26 protein-coding genes and 1 tRNA gene are annotated in these 23011 nt (G+C 64.8%); 11 read left to right on the top strand and 16 right to left on the bottom strand.

From position 1 onward, the window contains the following. Window positions 1–79: 79 nt before the first annotated feature. Complete coding sequence (locus EDF69_RS12570) at window positions 80–790, top strand: response regulator (protein ID WP_125960429.1); 711 nt, start codon at window positions 80–82, stop codon at window positions 788–790. After that, the gene (locus EDF69_RS12565) at window positions 787–2130 is read left to right on the top strand and encodes an ATP-binding protein (RefSeq protein ID WP_239555465.1); all 1344 of its coding nucleotides are present in this window, start codon (window positions 787–789) and stop codon (window positions 2128–2130) included. Before EDF69_RS12570 ends, EDF69_RS12565 begins: the two co-directional genes overlap by 4 nt. Window positions 2131–2154: 24 nt before the next feature. Here EDF69_RS12565 and EDF69_RS12560 read toward each other — a convergent pair whose 3' ends face one another. Further along, window positions 2155–2724, bottom strand: coding sequence for a GNAT family N-acetyltransferase (locus EDF69_RS12560; RefSeq protein WP_239555462.1), 570 nt, complete (start codon window positions 2722–2724; stop codon window positions 2155–2157). 50 nt (window positions 2725–2774) lie between these two features. Here EDF69_RS12560 and EDF69_RS12555 point away from each other — a divergent pair, with 50 nt between their 5' ends. Continuing rightward, window positions 2775–2942, top strand: a complete 168-nt coding sequence (locus EDF69_RS12555) for a hypothetical protein (protein ID WP_165890057.1) — start codon at window positions 2775–2777, stop codon at window positions 2940–2942. Here EDF69_RS12555 and map read toward each other — a convergent pair. Next, window positions 2918–3745, bottom strand: a complete 828-nt coding sequence (map, locus tag EDF69_RS12550) for a type I methionyl aminopeptidase (protein ID WP_125960428.1) — start codon at window positions 3743–3745, stop codon at window positions 2918–2920. The genes EDF69_RS12555 and map overlap by 25 nt on opposite strands. A gap of 64 nt (window positions 3746–3809) precedes the next feature. Here map and EDF69_RS12545 point away from each other — a divergent pair, with 64 nt between their 5' ends. The 3 genes from EDF69_RS12545 (at window position 3810) to EDF69_RS12535 (ending at window position 5367) form a co-directional block, all read left to right on the top strand. Further along, entirely contained in the window at window positions 3810–4565 is a 756-nt protein-coding gene (locus EDF69_RS12545) for a competence/damage-inducible protein A (RefSeq protein ID WP_132884090.1), read from the top strand. Window positions 4566–4851: 286 nt separating this feature from the next. Continuing rightward, the gene (locus EDF69_RS12540; protein ID WP_165890056.1) at window positions 4852–5007 is read left to right on the top strand and encodes a hypothetical protein; all 156 of its coding nucleotides are present in this window, start codon (window positions 4852–4854) and stop codon (window positions 5005–5007) included. 286 nt (window positions 5008–5293) lie between these two features. Further along, window positions 5294–5367: transfer RNA gene (locus tag EDF69_RS12535), tRNA-Gly, on the top strand. Window positions 5368–5607: 240 nt separating this feature from the next. On the opposite strand, the gene EDF69_RS12530 is transcribed toward EDF69_RS12535, so the two are convergent. Further along, window positions 5608–6534 carry a hypothetical protein gene (locus tag EDF69_RS12530; RefSeq protein ID WP_132884089.1) on the bottom strand — a complete coding sequence of 309 codons (927 nt, stop codon included), beginning with the start codon at window positions 6532–6534 and terminating at the stop codon, window positions 5608–5610. Then, the gene (locus EDF69_RS12525) at window positions 6509–7012 is read right to left on the bottom strand and encodes a DUF6932 family protein (protein ID WP_425336637.1); all 504 of its coding nucleotides are present in this window, start codon (window positions 7010–7012) and stop codon (window positions 6509–6511) included. Before EDF69_RS12525 ends, EDF69_RS12530 begins: the two co-directional genes overlap by 26 nt. Window positions 7013–7512: 500 nt before the next feature. On the opposite strand from EDF69_RS12525, the gene EDF69_RS12520 reads away from it, so the two are divergent. After that, window positions 7513–7899 carry a hypothetical protein gene (locus EDF69_RS12520; protein ID WP_132884085.1) on the top strand — a complete coding sequence of 129 codons (387 nt, stop codon included), beginning with the start codon at window positions 7513–7515 and terminating at the stop codon, window positions 7897–7899. A 692-nt stretch (window positions 7900–8591) separates the two neighbouring features. On the opposite strand, the gene EDF69_RS12515 is transcribed toward EDF69_RS12520, so the two are convergent. The 6 genes from EDF69_RS12515 to EDF69_RS12490 form a co-directional block, all read right to left on the bottom strand. Further along, the gene (locus EDF69_RS12515) at window positions 8592–8900 is read right to left on the bottom strand and encodes a hypothetical protein (RefSeq protein WP_132884083.1); all 309 of its coding nucleotides are present in this window, start codon (window positions 8898–8900) and stop codon (window positions 8592–8594) included. 492 nt (window positions 8901–9392) lie between these two features. After that, window positions 9393–9956 carry a hypothetical protein gene (locus tag EDF69_RS12510; RefSeq protein ID WP_132884082.1) on the bottom strand — a complete coding sequence of 188 codons (564 nt, stop codon included), beginning with the start codon at window positions 9954–9956 and terminating at the stop codon, window positions 9393–9395. Window positions 9957–10671: 715 nt separating this feature from the next. Next, window positions 10672–10977, bottom strand: coding sequence for a hypothetical protein (locus EDF69_RS12505; RefSeq protein WP_132884081.1), 306 nt, complete (start codon window positions 10975–10977; stop codon window positions 10672–10674). A 154-nt stretch (window positions 10978–11131) separates the two neighbouring features. Further along, window positions 11132–13156 carry a transglycosylase SLT domain-containing protein gene (locus EDF69_RS12500; RefSeq protein ID WP_204991377.1) on the bottom strand — a complete coding sequence of 675 codons (2025 nt, stop codon included), beginning with the start codon at window positions 13154–13156 and terminating at the stop codon, window positions 11132–11134. A 143-nt stretch (window positions 13157–13299) separates the two neighbouring features. Then, window positions 13300–13803 carry a virion core protein, T7 gp14 family gene (locus EDF69_RS12495; protein ID WP_132884080.1) on the bottom strand — a complete coding sequence of 168 codons (504 nt, stop codon included), beginning with the start codon at window positions 13801–13803 and terminating at the stop codon, window positions 13300–13302. Then, entirely contained in the window at window positions 13796–14299 is a 504-nt protein-coding gene (locus tag EDF69_RS12490; protein ID WP_132884079.1) for a hypothetical protein, read from the bottom strand. Before EDF69_RS12490 ends, EDF69_RS12495 begins: the two co-directional genes overlap by 8 nt. 128 nt (window positions 14300–14427) lie before the next feature. On the opposite strand from EDF69_RS12490, the gene tnpA reads away from it, so the two are divergent. Genes tnpA through EDF69_RS12470 form a run of 4 tightly spaced genes read left to right on the top strand, consistent with a single transcriptional unit; the run spans window position 14428 to window position 17354 of the window. Continuing rightward, window positions 14428–14805, top strand: a complete 378-nt coding sequence (tnpA, locus tag EDF69_RS12485) for an IS66-like element accessory protein TnpA (RefSeq protein ID WP_339537905.1) — start codon at window positions 14428–14430, stop codon at window positions 14803–14805. Further along, window positions 14802–15149 (top strand): IS66 family insertion sequence element accessory protein TnpB, encoded by a 348-nt coding sequence (gene tnpB / locus EDF69_RS12480; RefSeq protein WP_304537245.1) that lies wholly within the window; start codon window positions 14802–14804, stop codon window positions 15147–15149. Before tnpA ends, tnpB begins: the two co-directional genes overlap by 4 nt. Window positions 15150–15192: 43 nt before the next feature. After that, window positions 15193–16755, top strand: coding sequence for an IS66 family transposase (gene tnpC / locus EDF69_RS12475; RefSeq protein ID WP_425336666.1), 1563 nt, complete (start codon window positions 15193–15195; stop codon window positions 16753–16755). Further along, window positions 16752–17354, top strand: coding sequence for a plasmid pRiA4b ORF-3 family protein (locus EDF69_RS12470; RefSeq protein WP_132884633.1), 603 nt, complete (start codon window positions 16752–16754; stop codon window positions 17352–17354). Before tnpC ends, EDF69_RS12470 begins: the two co-directional genes overlap by 4 nt. A gap of 212 nt (window positions 17355–17566) precedes the next feature. Here the strand turns inward: EDF69_RS12470 and EDF69_RS12465 are convergent, their stop codons facing one another. From EDF69_RS12465 to EDF69_RS12440, 6 genes are all read right to left on the bottom strand, one after another. Beyond that, the gene (locus tag EDF69_RS12465) at window positions 17567–17917 is read right to left on the bottom strand and encodes a hypothetical protein (RefSeq protein WP_132884583.1); all 351 of its coding nucleotides are present in this window, start codon (window positions 17915–17917) and stop codon (window positions 17567–17569) included. Next, entirely contained in the window at window positions 17914–18402 is a 489-nt protein-coding gene (locus EDF69_RS12460) for a terminase small subunit-like protein (protein WP_204991376.1), read from the bottom strand. Before EDF69_RS12460 ends, EDF69_RS12465 begins: the two co-directional genes overlap by 4 nt. Window positions 18403–18820: 418 nt before the next feature. Further along, complete coding sequence (locus tag EDF69_RS12455) at window positions 18821–19564, bottom strand: DUF1376 domain-containing protein (RefSeq protein ID WP_132884584.1); 744 nt, start codon at window positions 19562–19564, stop codon at window positions 18821–18823. Between the two features lie 403 nt (window positions 19565–19967). Continuing rightward, window positions 19968–20198, bottom strand: a complete 231-nt coding sequence (locus EDF69_RS12450; RefSeq protein ID WP_132884585.1) for a helix-turn-helix transcriptional regulator — start codon at window positions 20196–20198, stop codon at window positions 19968–19970. 132 nt (window positions 20199–20330) lie between these two features. After that, window positions 20331–21695, bottom strand: a complete 1365-nt coding sequence (locus tag EDF69_RS12445) for a tyrosine-type recombinase/integrase (protein ID WP_132884586.1) — start codon at window positions 21693–21695, stop codon at window positions 20331–20333. 411 nt (window positions 21696–22106) lie between these two features. Continuing rightward, on the bottom strand, window positions 22107–22985 hold the full coding sequence (locus EDF69_RS12440) for an alpha/beta hydrolase (protein ID WP_132884587.1): 879 nt from the start codon (window positions 22983–22985) through the stop codon (window positions 22107–22109). Between the last annotated feature and the right edge of the window lie 26 nt (window positions 22986–23011).

Raw genomic sequence — 23011 nt, 5'->3', positions numbered from 1 at the left:
GCCGCGGCGCGTTGACCAACGCTTGGCCGCTGCCTACCTCAAAAACCATGAACCGCCCCGCTCCTGATCGACCAGCCGCATGAGCGCTCCTTCGATCGTGCTCGTCGAGGACGATGCCGCACTCCGCACGCTGACCGCCCGCGCGCTCCAGGAGAACGGCTATCTTGTCCGCACCGCGTCCGCCGCGGACGAGATGTGGGAGGCGCTGGACGCGCATCCTGCCGACCTGGTGCTGCTGGACATCATGCTTCCGGGCACCAGCGGGATCGAGCTCTGCCGGCAGCTGCGCGAGCGCAGCAACGTGGCGATCATCTTCATCAGCGCGAAAGGTAGCGAGTCCGACCGGGTCGCAGGCCTGGAACTGGGCGCCGACGACTATCTGCCCAAGCCGTTCAGCACCCGCGAGCTGCTGGCGCGCGTCCGCGCAGTGCTGCGCCGCGGCGGCCGTGAGGTACCCCCCGGTGCGCGGGAGGAGGGGCTTCGCCGCTTCGACGGCTGGACGATCGACCTGCGGCGCCGCGAGACCCTTTCGCCTACCGGCGCGGTCGTCGACCTGACGGGCGCGGAGTTCGACCTGCTCGCCGTGCTGCTCGACCACGCCCAGCGCGTGATCGCGCGCGAGCGGCTGATCGAGCTGTCCCGCACCCGCCTGGGCGACAGCTCCGACCGCAGCATCGACGTGCTGGTGAGCCGCCTTCGCCGCAAGCTTTCGGGCGCCGGCGGCAGCGCGCCGATCATCACCGTGCGCGGCGTCGGCTATATGCTCAACGTGCCGGTGGAGCGCGCTTGACCCGATTTGCGCGCTTCGTGCACCCGTCCTTCGGGTTGCTCGGCCGTATCGTCGCGATCCTGCTGCTCACCACCGCGCTCGAATTCGGCGTCAGTACGCTCTTGTACGAGCGCGCGAGCCAGTTCGCCGTCCGCGACGACGAGGCACGACGGCTCGCCGAGCATCTCGTGATCGCGCGTCGGTTGATTACCGAAAGCCCGCCCGAGCGCCGCGAGGCGATGGCGGCCGAACTCACGACCGATCGCTACGAGCTGCGCTGGAGCCCGGAGCTGCCGCCACCGGCGCGCATTTCGCCGTCGCTGGACGGGATGCGTGAGCAGGTGGTGGACTGGGAGCCGTCGCTGGCGACCTCGGACCTGCGGTTGCGGCTGACGTCGCCCGGGCGCAGCTCGGTCGTGACGGGGGGCATACGCCTGTCGGACGGCAGCTGGCTCCATTTCCGCACCCTCGAATCGCTGCGCACGCTCAACCTCGCATGGGAGCGGGTGCTGCTGGCGCTGATCCCGGCCATCGCCCTGATCGTGATCGGCGGCCTGCTAGTGCGGCGTACGCTGCTGCCGATGCGCCAGCTGGCGACCGCCGCCGATCGGGTGGGCCGCAGCGGTCCCGAAGGCGCGCCGATCCGCGTGTCGGAGGCGGGGCCCGGCGAAGTGCGCCGCGTGGTCGCCGCCTTCAACCGCATGCAGGCCCGCATCCACAGGCTGATCGACGATCGCACCCGCGCGCTGGCAGCGGTCGGCCATGACCTGCGCACCCCCCTCGCGCGCTTGCGGCTGCGCGCCGAGCGGGTGGCGGACGACGAGCTTCGCGAGACGCTCGACTCCGACCTTGCGGAGATGGAGTCGATGATCGCCTCGTTGCTCGCGTTCCTTGGAGGGGAGGGCGAGCCCGAGCAGCCGGTGCTGATCGACCTGGCGGTGCTGAGCGCGACCGTGGCGGACGAGGCGGCCGACCTCGGGCAGAACGTGACCTATGATGGGCCGGACCATCTGGAGTGCCGCCTGCGCCCCTCGGGCATGAAGCGCGCGCTGGTGAACCTCGTCGAGAATGCGGTTCATCACGCCGACACCGTGTGCATCCGCTTGGCCGCGCATGCCGATGCGGTGGTGCTTTCCGTAGAGGACGACGGTCCCGGCATTCCCGAGGACTCGCTGCCGCTGGTGCTCGAGCCGTTCGTCCGCCTGGATGCCGCCCGCAAGCGCGACACGATCGGCTTCGGCCTGGGCCTGTCGATCGTGGTCCGCGCGGTGGAGGCGGAGGGCGGCCAATTCCAGCTGTCGAACCGTCCCAGCGGCGGCCTGTGCGCCGAAATCCGCCTGCCAGTGCCCGGCGCCGCCTGACGCGCGGGCACCGGCGTGGCCGGGTCAGCCGAGGGTGCGGCGGACCAGCACCAGCGTCGGATCGTCCTCCAGCGGATGGGCGGTGAAGCCCATTTCCTGCTCCAGCTCGATGGCGGCACGGTTCTCGCGCGCCTCGATCGATTCGAGCGTCTTGATGCCGCGCGCCTCGGCATAGGCGGCGATGTGCTCGAGCAGCGTCCAGCTGATGCCGCGGCGCTTGTGATCGGTGCGGATCGAGATCGCGACCTCGCCGCGCTCCAGCTGCGGATCGGCCGCGAGCATGCCCGTCGCGAGGATGCGGCCCTCGTCATCGAGCGCCAGGAAGTTCTCGGTCCGGTCATGATCGACCGCGGTCATCGCGACGAGGCGGTCGTGGCCCACCTTGTCGAGGGCGATCAGGAAGCGGAAGCGGATGTCGTCTTCGGAAACATGGCGGAAGAATTCGGCAAGCCGCTCCTCGTCGCCGGGACGGGCCGGACGGACGTGGAAGGTGAAGCCGCTGCGCGTCGTCAGCGATCCCGTCCACCGATCGGCGTTCGCCACCGGCTGCCCGGTGCCGACCCGCGCCATCTCTTCGCTGTTGTGATCGCTCATTCTGGCATCTCCCTCGTTGCGGCGCGCCTTGCCGGGGCGTGTGCGCCAGCATGCCCCAAGCCTCGGCCCGTGCCGACAAGCCCAGGCTAGGGGATGCGGCGGCCCGCGGCCAGCCTGCGATGGACGGCTTCGCCGCGGCTGCCCTTGTCCTGGCGCAAGGAACGTCGCGTGCCGAAGCGGCGACGTTCGGCGATCAGAAATACGGCGGCTTGGTGTAGCCCGCGGGGCTCAGCGTAAAGATCTCGCAGCCGTCCTCGGTGATGCCGATCGAATGCTCGAACTGCGCGGAGAGCGAGCGGTCGCGGGTCACCGCCGTCCAGCCGTCGTCCAGCACCTTCACGTCGGGCTTGCCGATGTTGATCATCGGCTCGATCGTCAGGATCATGCCGGGCTTGAGCTCCGGGCCGGTACCGGGCCGCCCCGCGTGCACCACCTCCGGCGCATCGTGGAACAGCCGGCCGACGCCATGCCCGCAGAAGTCGCGGACGACGCCATAGCGGTGCGCCTCGGCATGCTGCTGGATCGCATGGGCGACGTCGCCCAGCCGGTTGCCCGGGCGCGCCTGCTCGATGCCGAGCATCATGCAGTCATAGGTCACCTCGACCAGCCGCCGCGCCTTGATCGGCACGTTGCCGACCAGATAGGTGCGGCTGGTGTCGCCGTGCCAGCCGTCGAGCAGCGGCGTCACGTCGATGTTGGCGATGTCGCCGTCCTTGAACACGCGCTCGGACGGGATGCCGTGGCACACGACATGGTTGATCGAGATGCAGGTCGAATGGGTGTAGCCGCGATAGCCCAGCGTCGCCGGCACCGCCCCGGCATCGTCGATCATGCGAAAGATCATCGCGTCGATCTCGGCGGTGGAAACGCCCGGCACCACGTGCGGCGTGACGGCGTCGAGCACCTCGGCCGCCAGGCGCCCCGCCTTGCGCATGCCCTCGAACGCTTCGGGGCCATGCAGCTTGATCGCGCCGGTGCGCGCCAGGGGAGTGTCGGCGGAGACGGTTACATATTCGGTCATGCCCCGCGATATAACGGCTCGGGTGCCGCTTTGCGAGGGCGGGGTCGGGCGCTATGCAAGGGACATGACCGTGCGCACCTGGACCGCCGCCCTGCTCGTCATCGGAGACGAGATCCTTTCCGGACGGACGCAGGACCGCAACGTGGCCCAGCTCGCGTCCTGGCTGAACGTCCAGGGCATCCGCCTGGCCGAGGTGCGGATCGTGGCGGACCGGCAGGAGGCGATCGTGGAGGCGCTCGACGCGCTGCGGGCGCGCAACGACTATTGCTTCACGACCGGCGGCATCGGGCCGACGCATGACGACATCACCGTGGACGCGGTCGCGGCGGCACTCGGCGTTCCGGTGGTGATCCATCCCGAGGCGCAGGCGATGCTGGAGGCGCATTACGCCGGGCGCGGCGGGGTCAACGAAGCGCGGCTGCGCATGGCGCGCGTGCCGGAGGGCGCGACGCTCATCGCCAACAGCCAGTCGGGGGCGCCGGGTATCCGCGTCGGCAACCTCTTCATCCTGGCCGGGGTGCCGCACATCGCCGCGGCGATGCTCGATGCGCTCACCGGTACGCTGGAGGGCGGGCTGCCGGTGCTGTCCACCACCATCGGCTGCTGGGTCGGGGAGAGCGAGGTCGCCGACCTGCTGCGCGAGGCGGAGCGCACCCACGCCGGCGTCTCGATCGGCAGCTATCCTTTTTTCCGAGAGGGGCGGGTAGGCGCCAACTTCGTCATCCGAGCGACCGACCGGAAGCTTCTCGACACCTGCACGGGCGATCTGGAAGCGCAGCTCGTCGCGGCCGGGTATCCGGTGGCGGCCGGCGGCATCTGAACCGCCGGCACGCGCTTCGGCTCGCGTGCGCCACTTCTGACGCTGCGACGGGCGCGCGTCGTGCCTAACGGGGGGCGCGATGCGGCCGCTTGCCTCGAGTCCTCGCGGCTCTGCGGCGACCGAGAGAGTCCGGATCTTCCTCCATCCAGTAGCAAAGCAGGGTTCGGCCCGTCCCTCGACCGCCAGGTCGCCCCTGGCCGCAGTCGTGCGAAGGAGGTGTGAAGTACCCACTCGACAAGCAACTTGTTGCGCGGCAAGTTGCGTGCAGAAAATAAGGAGATAGGGGATGGATACGATCCTTCGTGTCGCGCGTGCGGTATTCGTCGCGCCTCGCCGCTACTTCGAACAGGCGCTCCGCGCGCCCGAGCCGGGCCAGTGCGGCTGCGGCGCGGAGGCCGAGATCGGCCGAACCAAATGCCACGAGTGCTGGCTCGACGAATAGGCACCCGGCCCGGCCGCGAGGCGGCTGGGCGATCCTCTCCGAAACGGCGGCGGGTCCGGCGCGATCCGGCCCTGCCTCGACGGGGCCGCTCCCGGGATCCCCGGCGCGCGCCTCCGATCGCGGACGGGCGGACCTCGCGCTGGGTGGGAGGCTGCGGGCTGACGTCGCTCGCCCGGGGCGGACGTGCGGGTAACCATCATCGCCATTGACGAGGCGATGAGAAGCATGGCAGTTGCCGATCGTCGCAAGCGCCCCGGCGCGTACGACCGGGCGGGACCACGGCCTCGCGGGTGTAGCTCAATGGTAGAGCAGAAGCTTCCCAAGCTTACGACGAGGGTTCGATTCCCTTCACCCGCTCCAGCACTTAGCTGAAATCGACGGCGTTTGATGAAGTCCGGATAAGCACGGGATAAGCGCGATCTGGCGGGTAGTTCTTGCTCCGAGGCCGACACCGTTCCAGAAACGTGCCCTACAGGTCCGAGCAGATGCCGGCGCGGCATGTCCGACATACTCGAGAGCGCGCCGGGATCTCGACTGGCAGAAGCGCGCGCAGCCCCTAGCAAGCAGCCAGGGGGCTCTGCCCGCGGTCGATCGGCACGGCTATTCGGTGCTAAGCTGTTCTAGCTCAAACCTCTCCGTCTCACGTCCGCTCGCGTAGTTGATCGTCACGATCCGGGTTATCGATGCTCGATAGGAGCCAGGGAGCTTGAGTACGGCGCCCGTTGGGAACCGTTCCCCCAATGATCCACGGTACGTGTCTCCATTGGGCACCACGAAGTGGAAGGACCTCGACTGGAGGTCGGCGCCTATGAGCACCCCCGAAGCCTCCACTGGTTGCCGATCCTCGTCCGACGTGGCGGAGATGAGCGTCACCATCCGAGCCATGTCGTCGAACTTAACGAGCCTGCCAAATTGGCGGCCGTCTGACCGGCGCCACCGAACATCAGCGTCGAAGTTGCCCTTTACGTTCGCGAAAGACCAATCATGTAGCCGTTTGATAACGGCTTCACCAAGCGTCTTTGCAACGTCTCGGACGTCATGATCATCACTGATGTTGAGCAGCTGATCGACAGCCTCTACTGTCCTGTCGAATGATCCTTCGAAAAAGTCTCGTTTCGAAGGCGCCATTAACACCGTGCCAAATGAGCCGCTGTAGGTGAAACCTATTTCTAAGCAGCTTTCTTTCCAAGGCTTGTCCGCAATTCGTGCGTTGCGTTTAGGGCCATTGAGAAGGCTGTCATATACTTGGCTAAACACATATTGGTATTGCAGTAGGGAACTGGAGATATTTGGCAGCAAGAGGCGTGCTTCTTGCCGCGGGATCAACCGGTAATCACATAGCTCGACGCCATGAGACTCGGCGATCCCTTCCAGCTCCTGACGCGCGCGGCGCAAGAGCTTGCGCTTGGCGGCCAAGTTGATCTGAAGGGCGCGATCATCCGGCGCCTCGCCTGCGCGACGCTCTAGCCGGGCAATGGAAGCGCCTACCCGGCGCGCATGGTCAGCGGCGGAGGCGTAGTCCGACATCGGTCTCCCCCACCTTCACGACTGCCACTCCCTTAAGCCAGACTTGCCCGTGCTCCATGCCGTAGTGCGCTTCCCAGCTCGGGCCTTCCTCCGCGCCATAGTCGGCGTGGCCGTAAGGATACGCCACCTCGCCGAACGTATCCACCACGTGATCCGCTAAATCGTCGTTCAGGCCGTCGAAGAATGCGAGCTGCTCGTCGCTAAGCTGCGCGGCAAAATCATGATCGATCCGCACTACGACGTCGATGTCTTCAGGTTTGGGGGCGCTGGTGACGAAGCTGCCGTTGCACAGAACCTCGCAGCGGAAGCCGCGTTGTTGAAGGTCAAGCACCAGTGCCTCGAACTTCGCAAAAATGGCATGACGCGAGGAGTCCGCATCAAAAGGGCTGACCGTCAGATTCCTCAAATCGGACAAAGACATTGGATGCCTGCCAGGCGGAAGGAGTGGCGGATGGTCGAACTTGTATCGGTACCCCATCCAGCGAATCGTCCCCCAAAAACTGGGCGAAGGTACATCGCAGAACGTTAAGCGCAATCAGCCCAGCACCGAACACCGACCGCGCACGTATAATTAGGTACAGTCCTAGACCGAAGCTGGAGCATCATGCTGCTGGCGTCCGCGCCAAAACTCCTGCGAACGGCCCATCTTCAACGAAGCGCACCCGCTGATCCTCAAGCGCCTGGCGCATAGCAGCTACTTTGTCCGGCTGGACGGTTTGGCCAAGTTCGAAGCGCGCTACCGTTGCGTAGCCGACAGCAGAAGCCCGGGCGAGATCGGCCGCGGACCAGTGAAGCGCGGCTCTTGCCATGCGGCATTGTGTCGGTGTCATGGTGAGAGAGATTATCGCAGACGGCAGCTTGCGGCAACTACCCCATACTGATAGAGAATCTATCTCGGTTCTACTAAGGCGGCCGAACCGGGGCATCCTACCTCCCCGGCCCGGCCTGATCGCAAACCTGTCTGAGAGGGCAACGACTATGGAAACGGCTACCACGAATATCCCGGCGCTTGCCACACTCCTCACTCCTGCCCAGTGGGATGCTGCGCTCGCTCGCTATGAGCAGATCCAGGGCGTGGAACGGAAGGCCAAGGAGGCCCTAGAGCGGGCTAGAACCGCGTACGATCAAGCACGGCTGGAAGCGCTCTCTGCCGAGGGGCAGTGCGCCGCTGCTCGGGACGAGCTTCTGGACAGCCCGGCGCCCCACCTTCGGGCACTCCACTGGAAGTTGACCTGGTACCTGGGGGCAGCTCCGGACGGCACCACCTTCCCCTGGTCGGCGGAAGACGTGGCTAGCGTGTTCGCGGACGCGGCGCGCTTTGCTAGTCTGGACGAGCGAGCCGCCTGCGATCAGCTCGGCTCCTAAGCGGCGCGCGCCGCTTTGCCAGTAAGATCATGCCGTTCTCGTGCTGTGGCAGCCGCTAGACTGGTGGTATCCGCGAAAGTTCAGGTCGGCAGTCTCGCGTCGAGATGCGACGTCGTGTGCTTGATCGGGATCGTTAACGGTCGTACGTTGGTGTTGGCTTCGCTGGCCCCTCTGCCGCAATTGGAGCGGGTGAGGAGGACGTGGCACCTTCGGGTGCGGGGTCCGACTTCGGTTCAGCGCCAGCGAAGCTCGTTTTCTACAGTCAGGCTGTTCTCACGCCTGCGGGGCCGCTTTCCGGCCCCCCGGCTCTGTTCCAAGCCCGGACAAGCGCCACCGGAAATCTCGCGATGCCGGTGGCCGCATGGTCGCGCCCGCGGCGTCGTTAAGAAGATCGCGCCTATTGTCGTGGCTGCGGCGGTGCGGCGTTGAGCTACACGCCCCGCGGTTTGCCGTAGGTGTAGCGGTAGGGCTCCCGGATAGTGCCGCTTCCCTCCCTGTATGCGCGTCCCTCAGCGCAGAGCTTCCGGCAGATAGGATTGACGCGCTGCTGATAGCCGTCCTGAAACCCGAAGATCGCGGCCGATAGTTCACGCGCTGTGCTGCCGGGGTGGCGCCGCATCGCCTCCTCCACCTGATCCGCGACAGTCACACTTTCCTCCGTCTGTTCGGGCATTCACATAACTGGCACGGTCTCAGAACCCGATGCGGGTAGCCGTTTCCGAGAGCGCGTCGACCGCCACCAGCTGCACATTCACCTGCGTGAAGTGCTGGATTAGTTGAGCTCGGCGGCCGAGATCGTCGACCCCTTCGAACACCACCATCTGGTTGCTCGCCCTTATGGACGAGACGTGGATCACGTTATCCGCCCCATTGACCGAAATCCCGATCTCTTGATTTTCTGGGAGGGACTTCTCGAAACGAGTTACCTCCTTCTTCAAGGCTGTGAAGGCCTCCACAGTAGCGGGCTGGAACTTCGGTAGGGACGGGGGCTTCAGATCCATAGCAAAGAGATAGGCTGAGCCTCGGCCGATTCACAACTGCTTTGACTTCAGGTATAGCCGAAGGGCTGCGGTCCGCGAGATGTACGCAGCCCCGAGGTACAGTGGCGCTGCCGAGGCCAAGGGTAGATTCCAGCGTCCGGATAGCCTGGCCGTCGTGCATCCGGTTGGGCTTGGGCAGACGAAAGTGGTGAGCCTTCGGCCGCGCGGGTGATGCAGACCGCCAGCCCGAACTGTAGCCACGCCTGGCAGTCGGGGAAGACCGGCACGAGGTTCCTGCGCTGCCTCGTGGGCATCAGGCTTAAGCCCGGGGCCCGTCCCGGGGAAGGACGCCCCCATGCATGGGGGGCGTCCTTGGAGGCCGGACCTTTACCGTGGCTCCAGCAGCCGCACGTCGATCGCGAAGTACCGCGCGATCCGATCGCGCACCGGCTGGGGCAGGGACTGCGGGGAGCCCTCGTGGACGAACCCCGCTGAGTAGCCCGTGGTCTGAACCTACTTCGCCCCCGGCACCCCGGCTGCAGCTGCCAGCACAAGCAGGCCGACCAGCACGGCGCCCATCACGACCGAGTATAGCGCCAAATCCATCGACATCCTGAGTTGCGCCCCCGCATTCGCTGCAAGGGTGGCGTTTTCCTCAATCTGTTGGTCTAGGGTAGCGGCCTGCTCAAGCAGCGCCTGGCGCGCGTCGCACTTCTCTCCGCTCCCATGACACTGCCAGTTCTCAGGAAGCCAGTTCCGAGGCTGGTTTCCAGGGAAGTCGAACCCCTTTGGCCGAACGACGTCGACGGCTTTCATGATCGCGACGCCCAGCATTAAGGCCACCCCGACTCCGATGAGGGCTAGCAGCAGATTTGTCCCGCCGACTAGGAGGGCAGCCGACCCTCCCAGGACAGCTGCGGCTACCGTCACCAGAAGTGCGGCCCAAGCCATAGCTCGCTGATCCGCGGCGTTTGCAGTCGCGAGTTGGGCGTCGAGGCGGCGCTCGCCCTCACGAACGATCTCCCTCAGAACATCTTCATCAAAGGTTCTAAGAGAATCCAGATTGCCCTGCGCCATGTCGCGAGCTTAGCTATGCTCTATGGCCAAAACACCTGAAAAGCAGACGCGGACCAGCTACATCACGAATCTGAGCCGAAAGGATTACAGAGGACCTCCTCCACCTCCTCCACCTCCTCCACCTCCGCCGCCTCCGCCGAAGAAGAAGTAGCCGCCTCAAGCGACGTGGCGGCGCCACCAGCCCTGAGTAAGGAAGGGCCGCGTATGTTGACTGCGGTCCCCGGCTCGTTCTTCGGCGATGCTCGAGGGTCAGCGATTCGGCGCCGTCTCGTCAAAAGAGGTTTTCTATCCGAGGAATCTCAGGTGTCGCGCTGCCTCCATTCGTCTCTTTGGAGCCGCATCCAAGGAGCGAACTCTGCCCAATTGGCGCGGTCCCAAGCCGTGAGCGGATGCATAAGCGAACGGACCCCTTCATCAACACCGCACGCGCCGCTCTGGACCCGGTGCATGACCGCCCGCACAAATGCCTCAAGTTCGTAGTAGTCGTCGTCTGTTAGCTGCATATCGCCTCCATGACTCCCGACAAAGTATAGGGGGGATGCGGGAAAGTTCCTCAACGCCAATGCGTCTTCAGTATTGCGACCACCGCAAGGCGGTGCCGCTCTCGACCATCGCACAGGAGACGTCACTCGCGGTGGGAGACACGCACCACGCCGGTCCGGCTGCCCAGCGGAGGTGCAGCGTAGCGCCGGCCCGCGCAACAGGACACTGAACTTCAGAACCGCTCTTCCAGCGCCTTTTCGTATCCCTCGACGACCACCTCCGAAGCATAGCTGATGTCGTCCGATGCCGCGCTCTTAATGCAATCAAGATAGGTGGAGCGCCGCCGTAGATACGCTACGCGATCTTCCGAAGAGGAGAGGTACGGCCGACGCGGCTTGTCGCATGCCCGCGACGGATCATACTCAAGCCTCGTGAGAAACGTCGAGAACGAGCCCTTTGGGCCGAGCAGCGTCGAGGCTGCTATTGGAGCCGAAGCGAATACCGAGCCTACGATGATGCCCGCGAAAAACTGCCGCATGATGCCCCCTTGAATCTGCGCCCTCCATGGAAGCGCTTTTCAGTGGGCGTGTCGATAGTCGGAACAGCAGCTTTTGCATGCTGAAGGCGAAGGCTACAGCTGGTGCTGCCACACCCCTACGCTTCCACGCCTGACTGCCAACCCTAAGCTTTTTTCAATCCCAGAACTTCGGCCGGCCTTTGTTGCGAAGGTAGGCCTGCGCGATTTCTTCGTCCGTGGGCTTGCGGCCAGCCTCGCGATAAAAGATGTTGACGATGCGCTCGTGGATAGCTGGTGGTATCGGGATACCGATGCGTCCGTCGCCGGACTGAACCTCGAATCTGCGCACGGCTTTGTCCTCGCTGAACCAGCCATCACCGCGGACGATGACCTTCATCGTCGCGCTGTCGAAGGCTGCCTTCAGTTCGTCGTCAGTGGGCGCGCGCTTCCCTCCGGTCACCCGTTCGACATAGACGCGCATGACATCGGTGATGTGGCCATACTGCTTGCGCTGCGTGCCGGTGGATCGCTTTCCGACATCCAGGCCGATGTTCTTTCCATGGAACCGGATTGCCGTGTCAATCTCGCTCCGCAGGTTCGCGGTCGGCGGCGCGTCCGCTGGCTTTGCGCGAAGCTGCGCCTGGTCGACCGCAAGGGACGCGAGTTCGCCGGGCGTGATGAGGTGCCGGTACTCGCGAAGACCGATAGCTTTGAAGGCCTCCGGGTCACGGGCAGCCATAATCTTCAGCTCGATGGCCTTCTCACTGTTCGCAGCAATCGGCAATGGCCGCGCATTCGCTCGGGCCTGGTCCCGCAAGCTAGTTCTCTGCGCCGGCGGCAGACGTTCGAAGGCTGGTCCGAGCTGCGTCACGTCCGTGAAGCCATCTCCAAGCTGATCGGCACGCGTGAGGACATCATCGAGCGCCTCTGCCTCATCACGGCTCTTCAATCGGTCAGCAATGGTCGTCCGTCGCTCAGCTTCCTCTTGCGCGCGCTGACGACGTTCAAAGGACCAGCCCTCTGCCGCGGCGGTCACCTCGATACGCTCCAGTGTTCCGGCGAGGTCGACCCGCTGCGGACCCCGGCGGACAACTTCCGCGCCGACGCTGGTGCCGAATTTGGCGACGTAGGCGCGGGTCTCGGGCGGGACGTGCTCAAGCCAACTTACGCGGCCACCCTTGCGCAGCGCTTGGTCAACGCGACCGGGACCAGCGTTGTAAGCGGCGGCCGCCAGGCGGGGGTCGCCGTACTTTCGAAGCTGCGCCTCAAAGTAAGCTCGCCCTAGTGCCTGGTTATACTGCGCGTCCGACCGGAACCGGCTCTCGTCCCACGGCAGCTTAGCCAAGCGAGCCGCTTCAGGACCTGTCTCCGGCATAATCTGCGCGATACCCACGGCCCCTTTCGGAGAGGTGAGCGGCTGGCCGTTGGCCGCGAATTGACGGCCCCGACTCTCGATGCCGACGATCGCATCAAACATCGTGCCCGGCGTCGTAGCAGGCGCATCTTCGCCCTTCGAAGTGGCTGGGAGCCCCATGTGCCGGTCGACGTCAGCATAGGCTTGGCGCTTCTGCAGTACCGGCGTCAGCGCAGCATCTAAGGTGGCCTCATCCTTCCAGTCGATCGCCCCCCGGTGCGCGTCGAGGTAGCTCTTCGCACCGTCGACATCGTCCGTCGCCAACTTGGCACGCACTACTGCGGCATAGGTCTCCGACTTGTAGCGAGCCTCCGCAGCAGTGAGGCTTTCCGGTAACCAGCCGCCGTCATTCGCGATCGCTCGCAATTCACCAAGACCTGTTTCGAGGTGCTCGGAGAAGCGCGCATCGTCGTCGGCAAACATCACCGCGTTCTGCTGGCTTAGCTCCATGCGACCGACCGATTGCCGCTTATTCTCCTCGGCCAATTGCTCGCCAGAGTACCGAGCTATGTCACTCAGATCGGAAGCTGTCCGCTGTGTCCAAGCAGCGGTAAACATGCGGCGCTGGCGCTCGGTCGTTGCGCGGGACGCCAGCTCGCTGTGCAGATCAGTGAGCGCCTGCTCGACGGGCTTGCGCGCGTTGACGGCGTCGAAGCCCTTCTTGGTGAAGAATGCACTCTCACCCGTCCGCAGTATCGCATTGATGCGCTGGGTGGCCTCATTGTCCAACGCTTTGGCGGCCGCGTTGTCGAGCAACTCGGCGTTCCGCTCCTCCTGCTCGGCCAAACTCTGGAAAGCCGCACCAGTTCGGTGGAGGCCGGATGAAAGACCGCCGAGCACCCCACCGCCATTGTCGGCCGGACGGAGACGTTCGCGTGCCAGCGGAGCGAGTGCAACCTGCGTTCCGGTAGCGATTGGAACCCGTGCCATCAGCCCGCTCGCCGCAGCTTAGCGGTCCGGTACTGAGAGGCCCCGCCCAGGACGGTCGACCCGAAGTCGAACACTCCCTTGATCGCTGCACCGGTCGCCGCCTGCCGGCTTGCCTGGACCTGCGCCCGGTAGTTCGCGGCGTTGATCTCAATTCCTCGAACCTCACGCATGCTGTTCTCGCGGATCGTCTGGGCATCCTCTGCCTGCATCATGGCAGTGTCCGCCCGCACGCCGGCCGCAGACCCGAAGTTGATGTCGATCCCGTTCGCTGCGAGCGCCGCGCGCTGGGCGCCCTGCATCTGGCTTGCCTGGCGCTGGTAGTTCTGGCTCTCGATCTTGCCGCGCTCGACCGCATCACGGCCAGCTGCGCTTTCCAGGTCAGCGTTTCGGGTTGCGACCTTCGCCTGATACTTGTTCTGCTGGACTGCGGTCACCGTGGCAGTGGCGGTGCTGAGGGCTGCCATACCGGCCCCGATCGCGGCAAGGGTCACAGGCTCACACACTCTCCGTCTCCTCGACCTGAGCCAACTCCGGGATGTGCTGCACCATGGCGGCGAGCAGACGGGCATTGCCGGCCGCGGCGGAAGCCGTGATCGTGCCCTCGTTGGCTCCGCCGTGCCTGCGGGTGTCTGCCGTTCCAGCGGCGAGCGTCAGCCGGTAGCCAATTCGATTCGTGAGCACCGTCGATCCCGGCAGGACATGAAACATGTTCATGGCGTCGCCGCGCCGGATGTCGTTCAGGTGCGCGGTATGCGGCTTGTATAGCTCCCGCACCTCATTAAGCGTGACAGTCAGCGTGGATACCGCATCGGCCAGCAGCGGCAGCAACTCGTCAACCCTGGCCGCGGCCTCCTCACGACGCTGTAGCGTGGCCTGGATCGCGATCGCGTCGCGCGAACGCTGCTCGAGCCGGTCCTGCTCCTGCTGCGCGAGCAGTGCATCCCGGTGCTCGTTCTCCGCATGGTCCAAGCCGGCGATCTTCGCTTCGATGGCCTGCACGGCGTTGATCGTCTGCGAGAGGCGGAGCTGCGCGCTTTCGTCGTCGGCTTTGTAAGCGTGGCCTGCGGGCCGCCTTGCCCGTTTTGCCGTAGCTGGGATGTTTGTCGCCTTTGACGAGGGCGATAGCGGTGCGGGAAGTTTTCGGGTCCGTGGAGGTGGTCGGCCGGGTGTCGGGCCGGCGGAGTTGGTCGGACGAGGAGAAGCTGGAGATCCTGGCCGAGGCGTTCCGGCCTGGCGTCCGGGTTCGCGATGTTCTTGAGCGGCGCGAGATATCGAGCGGGCTGGTGTATACGTGGCGCAAGCAGGCGCGGCTGGGCAAGCTGGGCGGCATAGCGCCCGCGCTGCCAACATTCGCCGAGGTGTGTGTGGCTGAGGTTCCTGCACCACAGCCGGCGACATCCACGCCCGGCCTCATCTGCATCGAATTGGCGGGTGGCGTGCGGGTGAGCGTGGACGGCTCGGTGGACGCCGGCGCGCTGGCGCGGGTGCTGTCGGTGCTGAGGTGAGTCCGACGCCGTTGCCGACGCGAGTGTTCCTGGCCTGCGGCGTGACCGACATGCGCAAGGGCTTCGATGGGCTGGCGGTGCTGGTCCAGCAGGTGCTGCGCGAGGATCCGCATTCCGGCGCGCTGTTCGCGTTCCGGGGCAAACGCGGTCATCTGGTCAAGCTGCTGTGGTTCGATGGCCAGGGGCTGTGCCTGTTCTCGAAGCGGCTGGACCGGGGCCGCTTCGTCTGGCCGGTGACCGCGACCGGCGCGGTGACGCTGACGCCGGCGCAGCTGTCGATGCTGCTGGAGGGCATCGACTGGCGCCGGCCCGAGCGCACGTTCGTGCCGACACTGGCGGGCTGAAAACGGCGGTTTCGCGTGGCTTTTGCTCGCCCGTCGGCATGCGATCTGCTATGCAATCCTGGTGTCGGAAGCGCCCGTTTCCTCAGCTGATGTCATCGCGCGGATCGCCGCGCTGGAGGCTTCGCTCGCCCGGGCCAATGCCGCGCTCGTCGCCCGCGACCTGCTCATCGACACCCTGCGCGGGCAGATTGCCTGGCTGCGGCGGATGCAGTTCGGCGCCTCATCCGAGAAGCTGGGCCGCGAGGTCGAGCAGCTCGAACTGGCACTGGAAGAGCTGGAAACCGAGCGCGATGTTTCCGCAGTCGAGACTGCGGCACCCGAAGTAGCGCCGCGACCGGCACCGGTCCGCAGCCTGCCGGACCACTTGCCGCGCGAGGAAGTAGTCCATGAGCCGGCATCTGGTGCCTGCACCTGCCCGGACTGTGGCGGCATGTTGCGTCGCTTGGGCGTGGATACGCACGAGATGCTCGACGTCATGCCGGTCCACTGGCGGGTCGTGCGCAACGTTCGCCCCAAATATAGCTGCCGGGCTTGCGAGAAAATCGTGCAGGCACCCGCGCCGGTCAGCGCCGTGGCGCGGGGCAAGGCGACCTTCGCCACGCTGGCGCATGTCGTCGTTTCCAAGTTCGACCACCATCTGCCGCTCTATCGTCAGGCCGAGATGATGGCGGCGCAGGGCCTCGACATCGACCGCTCCACCCTTGCCGGCTGGACCGGGCAGGCCGCAGTCCTGCTCGACCCGGTCGTCAGCCGTATCCGTGATGCTGTCTTGACCGCAGACAAGATCCATGCGGACGACACGCCGGTGCCGGTGCTCGACCCGGGCCGAGGCAAGACCGCGACCGGGCGGCTGTGGGTATACGCGGCCGATGACCGCGCGTCCGGCAGCACGGCGCCGCCCGCGACCTGGTATCGCTTCACACCCGACCGGACCGCCGCGCACCCGCAGACGCATCTCGCCGGCTTCCGCGGCTTCCTCCAGGCCGATGCCTATGCCGGTTATGACGGGCTGTACCGCAGCGGTGTCACCGAGGTAGCGTGCTGGGCGCATTACCGGCGCAAGGTGTTCGACCTGCACGAGCGCATCCCCACGCCGCTGACCACCGACATCCTCCAGCGCTTCGGCGCGCTCTATGCCGTCGAAGCCGAGGTGCGCGACCAGCCACCGGATGTCCGGCACCGAGTGCGACAGGACCGAACCAAGCCGTTGGTCGGCGCCTTGCGCGAGGTGCTCGACGCTGCCCTTCGTCGCCTGTCGCCCAAGTCCGATATGGCCAAGGCCATCGCCTATGGCACCAAACGCTGGCCGGCACTGTGCCGCTTCCTCGACGACGGCCGCCTGGAGATCGACAACAACATCGCCGAGCGTGCCCTGCGCGGCGTCGCCGTTGGTCGCCGCAACTGGCTGTTCGCCGGCTCCAGGGCGGGCGGCGAGCGTGCCGCCGCGATCTACACCGTCATCCAGACCTGCAAGGCCAACAGCGTTGACCCGCAGGCGTACATCGCCGACGTCATCGCCAGGGTCGCCGACGACTGGCCCGCCAGCCGCTGGGACGAGCTCATGCCGTGGAACTGGGCTCGCGAACCTGCCAGGCTGGCGGCATGAGCGCCGAAACCGTTGCCCGCCTGCACCTCGTCCTGGACAACATCGAACCCGCCATCTGGCGCCGGGTCGACGTGCCGGTCACCGCCAGCCTCAAGATGCTCCACGATGTCGTCCAGGCTGCGATGGGCTGGGAGAACTGTCATCTCTGGCACTTCGAGGCCGGCGACCACCGCTACGGCGTGCCGGACCCGATGTGGTCGGAAAGCGGCATGGCGGCCGCCAAGAACGTGAAGCTCGCCGCCCTCCTCGACCGGGGCATGAAAGAACTCGTCTACACCTACGACATGGGCGACGACTGGCGGCACACCATCACCGTGGAAACGGTCGGCCCCGGCGAGCCTGACGTCAAATACCCGCGCTTCGTCGCCGGCGAACGGCGCTGTCCACCCGAGGATGTCGGTGGCTTGCCCGGATACGAGATGTTCCTCGACGCCATGGGCGACCCCACTCACGAGGAACACGACCGACTGCGCAACTGGTATGGCGGCCCTTACAACCCTGACGACATCGACGAACGCTTCACCCGGCGCGCCGTCGCCGCCATCGCCATCCGCCGCCATGCTGGCAAGCTCGCCTACCAGAAGAGCCGGCCGCAATAACAAGGCGGCCTACCGGCCACGCTTACTCGGCTTTCGGCTCCAGAACGGCCGCAGCCGCTACGTCCCGCTCCTCGCGCGCCAGCTTGAGAGCGGTTTCTAATTCGAGACGCTTTGCTTCGAAATTCATCTGGTGGCTCCTGCCCGCCAAGGTGGAGCCATCGACTTAGAGGCCGCACACCGCATCAGCGCCACCGTGCACAGGGCCTGCCGGCCTACAGCCGGTAACTCGCCATCGCTGCGCGGTCGGCCGCATCTGGCTCACCCCCTGGTGCGCCCTTATAGCCCATCGCTTCCAGCTGCCGGCGCATCTGGATCGGATGCCAACCATGCCGCCACGCTTCTAAGGCCCCACCATACTCCGCGACATACCGCCGACGCTCGGCGATGAGCGTCGCCAGGTCACTGGCCTGGACCGGGAGCGCGGCAAGACGACGGCGAAAGTTGGCCTCCCATACAGCGTCACGGGGCGCGTCAACGAAGGACAAAAACAGTTGGCCGATCTGCCGGCATTCGTCAGGCGTCGAATTGGCGATGGACTGGAGCAGATCGCGTTCTGAAATCATCGCTTCGTTCCTTTCGGTGCTTTATCTCCGATTGCGTGGAGCGCGGCTGCCAGCAGACCCACTCGCTCCAGGCTGTCGAGGGCTGACATGGGCGCCCCGTCCGCATCGGCGTGCTTCAACAGGGTTGCATCACCGTACTTCTTGGGGGCGAGTTTCGATGCGAGCCACTTCCGAACATCGACCTTCACACGAGCGGCGGCAGCGCTGTCACGGTCATGTGCCTTATCCGCAATCTCCAGAATCTCATCAGCGAGAGCTTCCGCCTGCAACTCGCGAGCACGTGCGTATAGCTCCTGAAATGCCTCATCCGCAGCTAACCACCGCGCCACCGTGGACTTGCTCGGCATGCTGGCGTCACGGCAGATCGCGCGTAGGCTCTCACCTTCGATCAACCGCTCGCAGATAAGGCGCTGCGTGTCCGCCTGCGGTTGGGCGCCGGGCCGCTGCACCGCCCTCGCGCGCGTATTGGTCCCGGCGCGGCTCACTTGGCAGGCCTAGGCGAGGTTTCGCAGAGGGACCGAAACGTGGGGTCTACCAACCAGAGCCGCTTCGTTTCCTCAAGGCCGTCAATGACGGCAGCAGCGCTGCAGTTTAGAGCTCGGCCGATCTCTGGAAATGAAGCATTGGTGTGGAACTTAGACGCCCACACGACCGCACGGCGGAGGCGGATGACGTCTGGCTCCGTCGTTGAGCTGCGGATTAGCACCACCTTTTCCAGGTCGTATCCAGCGATCGCAAACAGCAGCTTGCAGACGCTGATACGAGTGCCGGCCTCTTCCGCCAGTTGGCGCGGATTGCCATAGCACCGAGGAGTTGCCCCTGCTTCCCGCGAGGTGTGAGGCAAGCCTCTGACAGTGGAACAGGCGCGAGGCGTGCCCCCGTTGGGCGAGGATGTATCCAACGTCATGACATCCGTCCTTTCACAGCGAGCATGGGAGGCCCCACCAGGCGCTTGTACCGCTCTACGGTCGCCCGCCGGATCGCCGCGGCTTCGTCCTCTTCGGCCGTGGCCGAGCGGAACCGACCGCTGATCCATTCGACCGGCTGGGTGACGCCATGGTCACGAGCTGCGACGATCGCGGCGAGCGTCGGCGCGTCACCATGGTCCTTGCGCCACTTCCCGATGATGCTGCGCGCCCTGTTGGCAGGGATGCCCGCCGCCCCGAGAAGAGCAATCCCGGTGTCGATGAGAGCCTTCACAGGATCCTCAACCGGCGCCCCGGCGCCCGTATCTTTAGATACGGAACTGGATATGGATATGGAGGCATCGCCCCGGCATCCGTCCGGCAGTGCCGCGGCATTGCCTTTTCTTGTTTTATCCCAGCGCTTTGCAGCTTTCTCGCTTTGCGACTTGCTATGTTTCGCCGTAAATTCCCGCTGTTTCGTCAGTCGCTTCTGGGTCCACGTTCTGCTTCGGCCATCGCGCGTCCAAAAGGCCATGACATTGCCACGGATCCCCTCCCATTCGGCCTCGCTAAGCCCGGCGAGGCGAGCCAGCACTGCCTCGTTGTCCGGCAGCGAGCACGTTGGCCGGCGCCACGCCTCCATGAGCAGCAGCACGTAGGCGCCGTGCTCCAGCGTCGAAAGATGCCTCGTGTCGGCCAAATACGAGTCGGTCCACAGCGGAAGAGCGGGAAACTCAGCCATTCCTGAAACCGCCTGCTAGGTCCGCAGACGTTGCATCGACAGCGATAACGCCAAGTGCATCAGCACGCTGGCGCGCTTCCAGTAACGCTTGAGCATAGGTGTAAGAGCACGGAGTGAAGAGATAGCCTCCGTCGGCGAATCGAACCGCTACCAAGAAGCGGCTTGGCTCGACATCGTCGAGAACCTCAACCCGTGCGAAGGCGTGCCCGGTCCGCAAGAAAGGGGCGCCCGTAGTTAGGGTCACTACATTGTCAGAACAACTGCTACTCATGCGAGCCTCCGTTGGGCTGTGCACGAAGCGTCTGAGCGCAGTGGACGCCAATAGAACCCGGCCGACCCCGCCCGCCAGCTAGGTCCGCCCCGGCCGTCCTAGGCGTTGCCGGGGCGCCACCACGCCGCCCGATCATGCGGCTACCTTTCCATCATCGAAGGTGCTGCGGCAAAGTCGATCCGCCATCCACGCGTCGATGTCCGCACGGCGATAACGCACAGCCTTCGGAGACAACTTTACGTACTGGGGGCCGCCGCCGGCGCTCCGAAGCCGGTTCCAAAAGTCGGCGGATAGGCCGGTATATTCCGCCACGTCCTGAACCGAAAAATACGCGGGTTCTGCAAGCTTGCTTTCGTCCTTCATGCCGCACTCCGTCTTGAGGTGCGGCCATCTTTGGCAGTGGATAGCTATCGTGGGGCATCCGTGCACAGGTTCACGGCTCGACGCGATCCCGGCACGCTTGGTCGGAGGGACGGGCTGGGAAAGACGCGTGCGTCATTCATCTTCCCGCTCAAGGCGGAAGGAGACCTTCCGCACCAGTGGCTCGTATTCTTTCGCCCCGAAAATCACCCCGGCAAGATACTGCCCGTACAGCTTGGCTGCGTCGCGCTTTTCCTCGACATAGTCCCAATGCTGGTAGTGAAGAGCGGTCTTTGACTGCTCCTTATCCCGGTGATCCTGTAGACGATCAATGATCGAGGGAGGCACTCCGAGCGGCTGCATCGCCGTTGCCATCGTACGGCGCAGGTCGTGGGTCGTCCAATGCGGCAACGGAGCTCCCAACTTCTCCTTGATCTTGGCGTCCAGAGCGGCCTTCGAATAGCTGAACCCCTTCACGGGCGCTTTGCCCGAGGTCGTGAAGATCGGACGGTTGCCCTTCGCAAGCGCTGGCGAATAGCGGACCGGCGCCTCTCGGATTGCCTCGATAATCGCGACCGCCGATAGGTTCAGCGGCACCAAGAAGTCGCCCCGCACGTCGTGAGGGTGCCTTTTCATTCGCTCCGCCCGGATGATCAGAGCCTCGTGCTCGGAGTGGTATTCGCCCCAAGTCGCCTCCGACACGTCGGTAAGCCGCAGCCCGGTGCATAGGATCACCTGATACATCAGGCCGAATGGGTACCCGAGGTCTCCGGCCGCCTCCCAGATGACCTTTAGTTCGGCACCGGAGAGCACCCGGGCGCGCACTTTCGTCTTCGCTGGAGCGCTCATCTCGCGCATGGGATGCCAACTGAACAGCGTCTCGCTGTTGGCCCAATTATAAAGCTTCCGAAGCGCCTTGTGTGCCGCGATTGCGGCCGACGGGCTCCGCCTCTTCAACTCGCTCAGCCCCGAACTGATGTCGTCCCGGGCCAGCAGGTCCACGCGCTGCCCAGCAAACTTGCCGTCCAGATCCCGAAGCGCTGCCTCTGTTTGCTTCCAACTCCGCGCCTGGTTGGGCTTGGCGTATCGGTCCACGAACTCCGCCCGGAACGCCACATACTCGAAGCGCCGCGCCACCTTCTCCGCCTGTTCGGTCTGCTCTCGGGCGTCGATCTCGGCCTGCCGTCGGCGCTTGCGCTCCTCGAACGGATCAACACCCGTACGCCGCTGACGCATCAACTCCGCGGCCTCCGCACGAGCTGTCGCTGGTTGCCATTCTGCCCCGTGGCGACCGATCGTGATGCGACGCGTCGGTGTCCCGCGCCCGCCTGGGCGATACTGGACGATGTATGACTTCACGCATCCGCCACGAACTCCCGGCGGCGTGACAGTTAGCCCAAACCCGGGTAGCTCAGTATCCCACACGGTGAGCCGCTTGCGAGGATCCGCGTCCGGCTCCAGCGCATCCACAAACTGCTTGGTCAGCTTCGCCTTCACCATGCCTCCGGATAAGCACCCGCTAAGCACGGCATGTAGAACAATTGCGCACCATGAACAACGGTGACACGAGGGGAATCCCAGCAAGCTTCTGAAAATAGGACGTTATCGCATGATAGCAGACGACGGCCGGCTTACGTCACCAGCTTCCCAAGCTTACGACGAGGGTTCGATTCCCTTCACCCGCTCCACTTCCTTAAACCTGAGTGCGGTGCCTAGGCGCGTTTGCGGTCCGCTGGTCAGGCCTGCGATCGCATGCCGCGCCGAGATCGATTACCTAAATGAAGCCCGCCACATCCGCCGCGAACCTCCGTCCTTGACGTCTGCACGAAATCCTCGGTCGCGCGAACTCGACGCATCGTTCCCGCTGTGAGTCGGAGAGCCGTTCGGCGCATGCCCTGCAGAGTGTTGCGTTCAGCCAATGCCGCGGGCTTTGAAGAAGTCGAAGACATCTTTGAATATGGCCTGCATTCGCTCAACCGAAAACCTTCCATGTCGTCCGCGTGGAACAATGATGAGCTTACTTGGCACCGACGTTGCGTTTAGTTTTCGATCGAACTCGATTGTGTGGCTCAATGGCGCGACCGGATCTCGCTCTCCTTGTACGAGGACGACCGGAGGCATGCCTCTTGTGATGTTCTCTGTTGGCGAGAGACTCGTCACCATCTGATCGAAGTCCGGACGGTTCCCGATCCAAGTGCGAGCAGACCTGAGGGGCGGTGTCTTGGTGATTACGGCCTTCAGGTCCACGACGCCCCACCATGCAATGACGCCCGCAACAGGTGATTGGGTCGAGTGATCGTTGCGCTCGCAACGGAATGCCGCCGGCAGATTGGGAAGTGAGGCCATGAGGGCAAGTTGGCCGCCGGCCGACGACCCACTGACAATCACCTTCGAAGGATCGACCCGCAATTCCTTCGCGTGCGTTCGCACCCAATGAATCGCGCAGCGAGCGTCAACGAGGGAGGCTGGCGCCCGATCACGTGGCGGAACCCGATATTCTACATTAACCACGTTCCAGCCATGAGCGAGAAATGGCATCAGCATCTTGTCTCGACCGGCTTTCGAGCCGCGCCAGCCTCCTCCATGGAGGAATATGACGGTAGGGCGCGCGCCAGCCTTAGCTGCTTGGTAAAAGTCGAGGACGGTTCGCCTGTTGTTGCCTTCCTTGTACTGGACGTTGGCGCGGGTGGGCTCAGGCAGCAGGTAGTGCTCCTGGGCAGTCTGACGGGGCTCCATGTTCGAATCCGGGATCATAGACGCGAGGATTGCAACCAGAGCGGAAAGTGTCATGTTCGAGACCGCCTTTTTGATTCCAG

The organism is Sphingomonas sp. JUb134, assembly GCF_004341505.2.
In the GTDB taxonomy this organism is placed as follows: Bacteria; Pseudomonadota; Alphaproteobacteria; order Sphingomonadales; family Sphingomonadaceae; genus Sphingomonas.
Note: the sequence above shows the minus strand (reverse complement) of the source record. Positions and strands in the feature narration are given on the sequence as shown.

Bases quoted from the DNA above. Each gene is read 5' to 3' on its own strand.
- EDF69_RS12570 (WP_125960429.1), top strand. From the start codon at position 80: ATGAGCGCTCCTTCGATCGTGCTCGTCGAGGACGATGCCGCACTCCGC.
- EDF69_RS12560 (WP_239555462.1), bottom strand. From the start codon at position 2,724: ATGAGCGATCACAACAGCGAAGAGATGGCGCGGGTCGGCACCGGGCAG.
- EDF69_RS12555 (WP_165890057.1), top strand. From the start codon at position 2,775: ATGCCCCAAGCCTCGGCCCGTGCCGACAAGCCCAGGCTAGGGGATGCG.
- map (WP_125960428.1), bottom strand. From the start codon at position 3,745: ATGACCGAATATGTAACCGTCTCCGCCGACACTCCCCTGGCGCGCACC.
- EDF69_RS12545 (WP_132884090.1), top strand. From the start codon at position 3,810: ATGACCGTGCGCACCTGGACCGCCGCCCTGCTCGTCATCGGAGACGAG.
- EDF69_RS12540 (WP_165890056.1), top strand. From the start codon at position 4,852: ATGGATACGATCCTTCGTGTCGCGCGTGCGGTATTCGTCGCGCCTCGC.
- EDF69_RS12530 (WP_132884089.1), bottom strand. From the start codon at position 6,534: ATGTCGGACTACGCCTCCGCCGCTGACCATGCGCGCCGGGTAGGCGCT.
- EDF69_RS12525 (WP_425336637.1), bottom strand. From the start codon at position 7,012: ATGGGGTACCGATACAAGTTCGACCATCCGCCACTCCTTCCGCCTGGC.
- EDF69_RS12520 (WP_132884085.1), top strand. From the start codon at position 7,513: ATGGAAACGGCTACCACGAATATCCCGGCGCTTGCCACACTCCTCACT.
- EDF69_RS12515 (WP_132884083.1), bottom strand. From the start codon at position 8,900: ATGGATCTGAAGCCCCCGTCCCTACCGAAGTTCCAGCCCGCTACTGTG.
- EDF69_RS12510 (WP_132884082.1), bottom strand. From the start codon at position 9,956: ATGGCGCAGGGCAATCTGGATTCTCTTAGAACCTTTGATGAAGATGTT.
- EDF69_RS12505 (WP_132884081.1), bottom strand. From the start codon at position 10,977: ATGCGGCAGTTTTTCGCGGGCATCATCGTAGGCTCGGTATTCGCTTCG.
- EDF69_RS12470 (WP_132884633.1), top strand. From the start codon at position 16,752: ATGAGCGCCGAAACCGTTGCCCGCCTGCACCTCGTCCTGGACAACATC.
- EDF69_RS12465 (WP_132884583.1), bottom strand. From the start codon at position 17,917: ATGATTTCAGAACGCGATCTGCTCCAGTCCATCGCCAATTCGACGCCT.
- EDF69_RS12455 (WP_132884584.1), bottom strand. From the start codon at position 19,564: ATGGCTGAGTTTCCCGCTCTTCCGCTGTGGACCGACTCGTATTTGGCC.
- EDF69_RS12450 (WP_132884585.1), bottom strand. From the start codon at position 20,198: ATGAAGGACGAAAGCAAGCTTGCAGAACCCGCGTATTTTTCGGTTCAG.
- EDF69_RS12445 (WP_132884586.1), bottom strand. From the start codon at position 21,695: ATGGTGAAGGCGAAGCTGACCAAGCAGTTTGTGGATGCGCTGGAGCCG.
- EDF69_RS12440 (WP_132884587.1), bottom strand. From the start codon at position 22,985: ATGACACTTTCCGCTCTGGTTGCAATCCTCGCGTCTATGATCCCGGAT.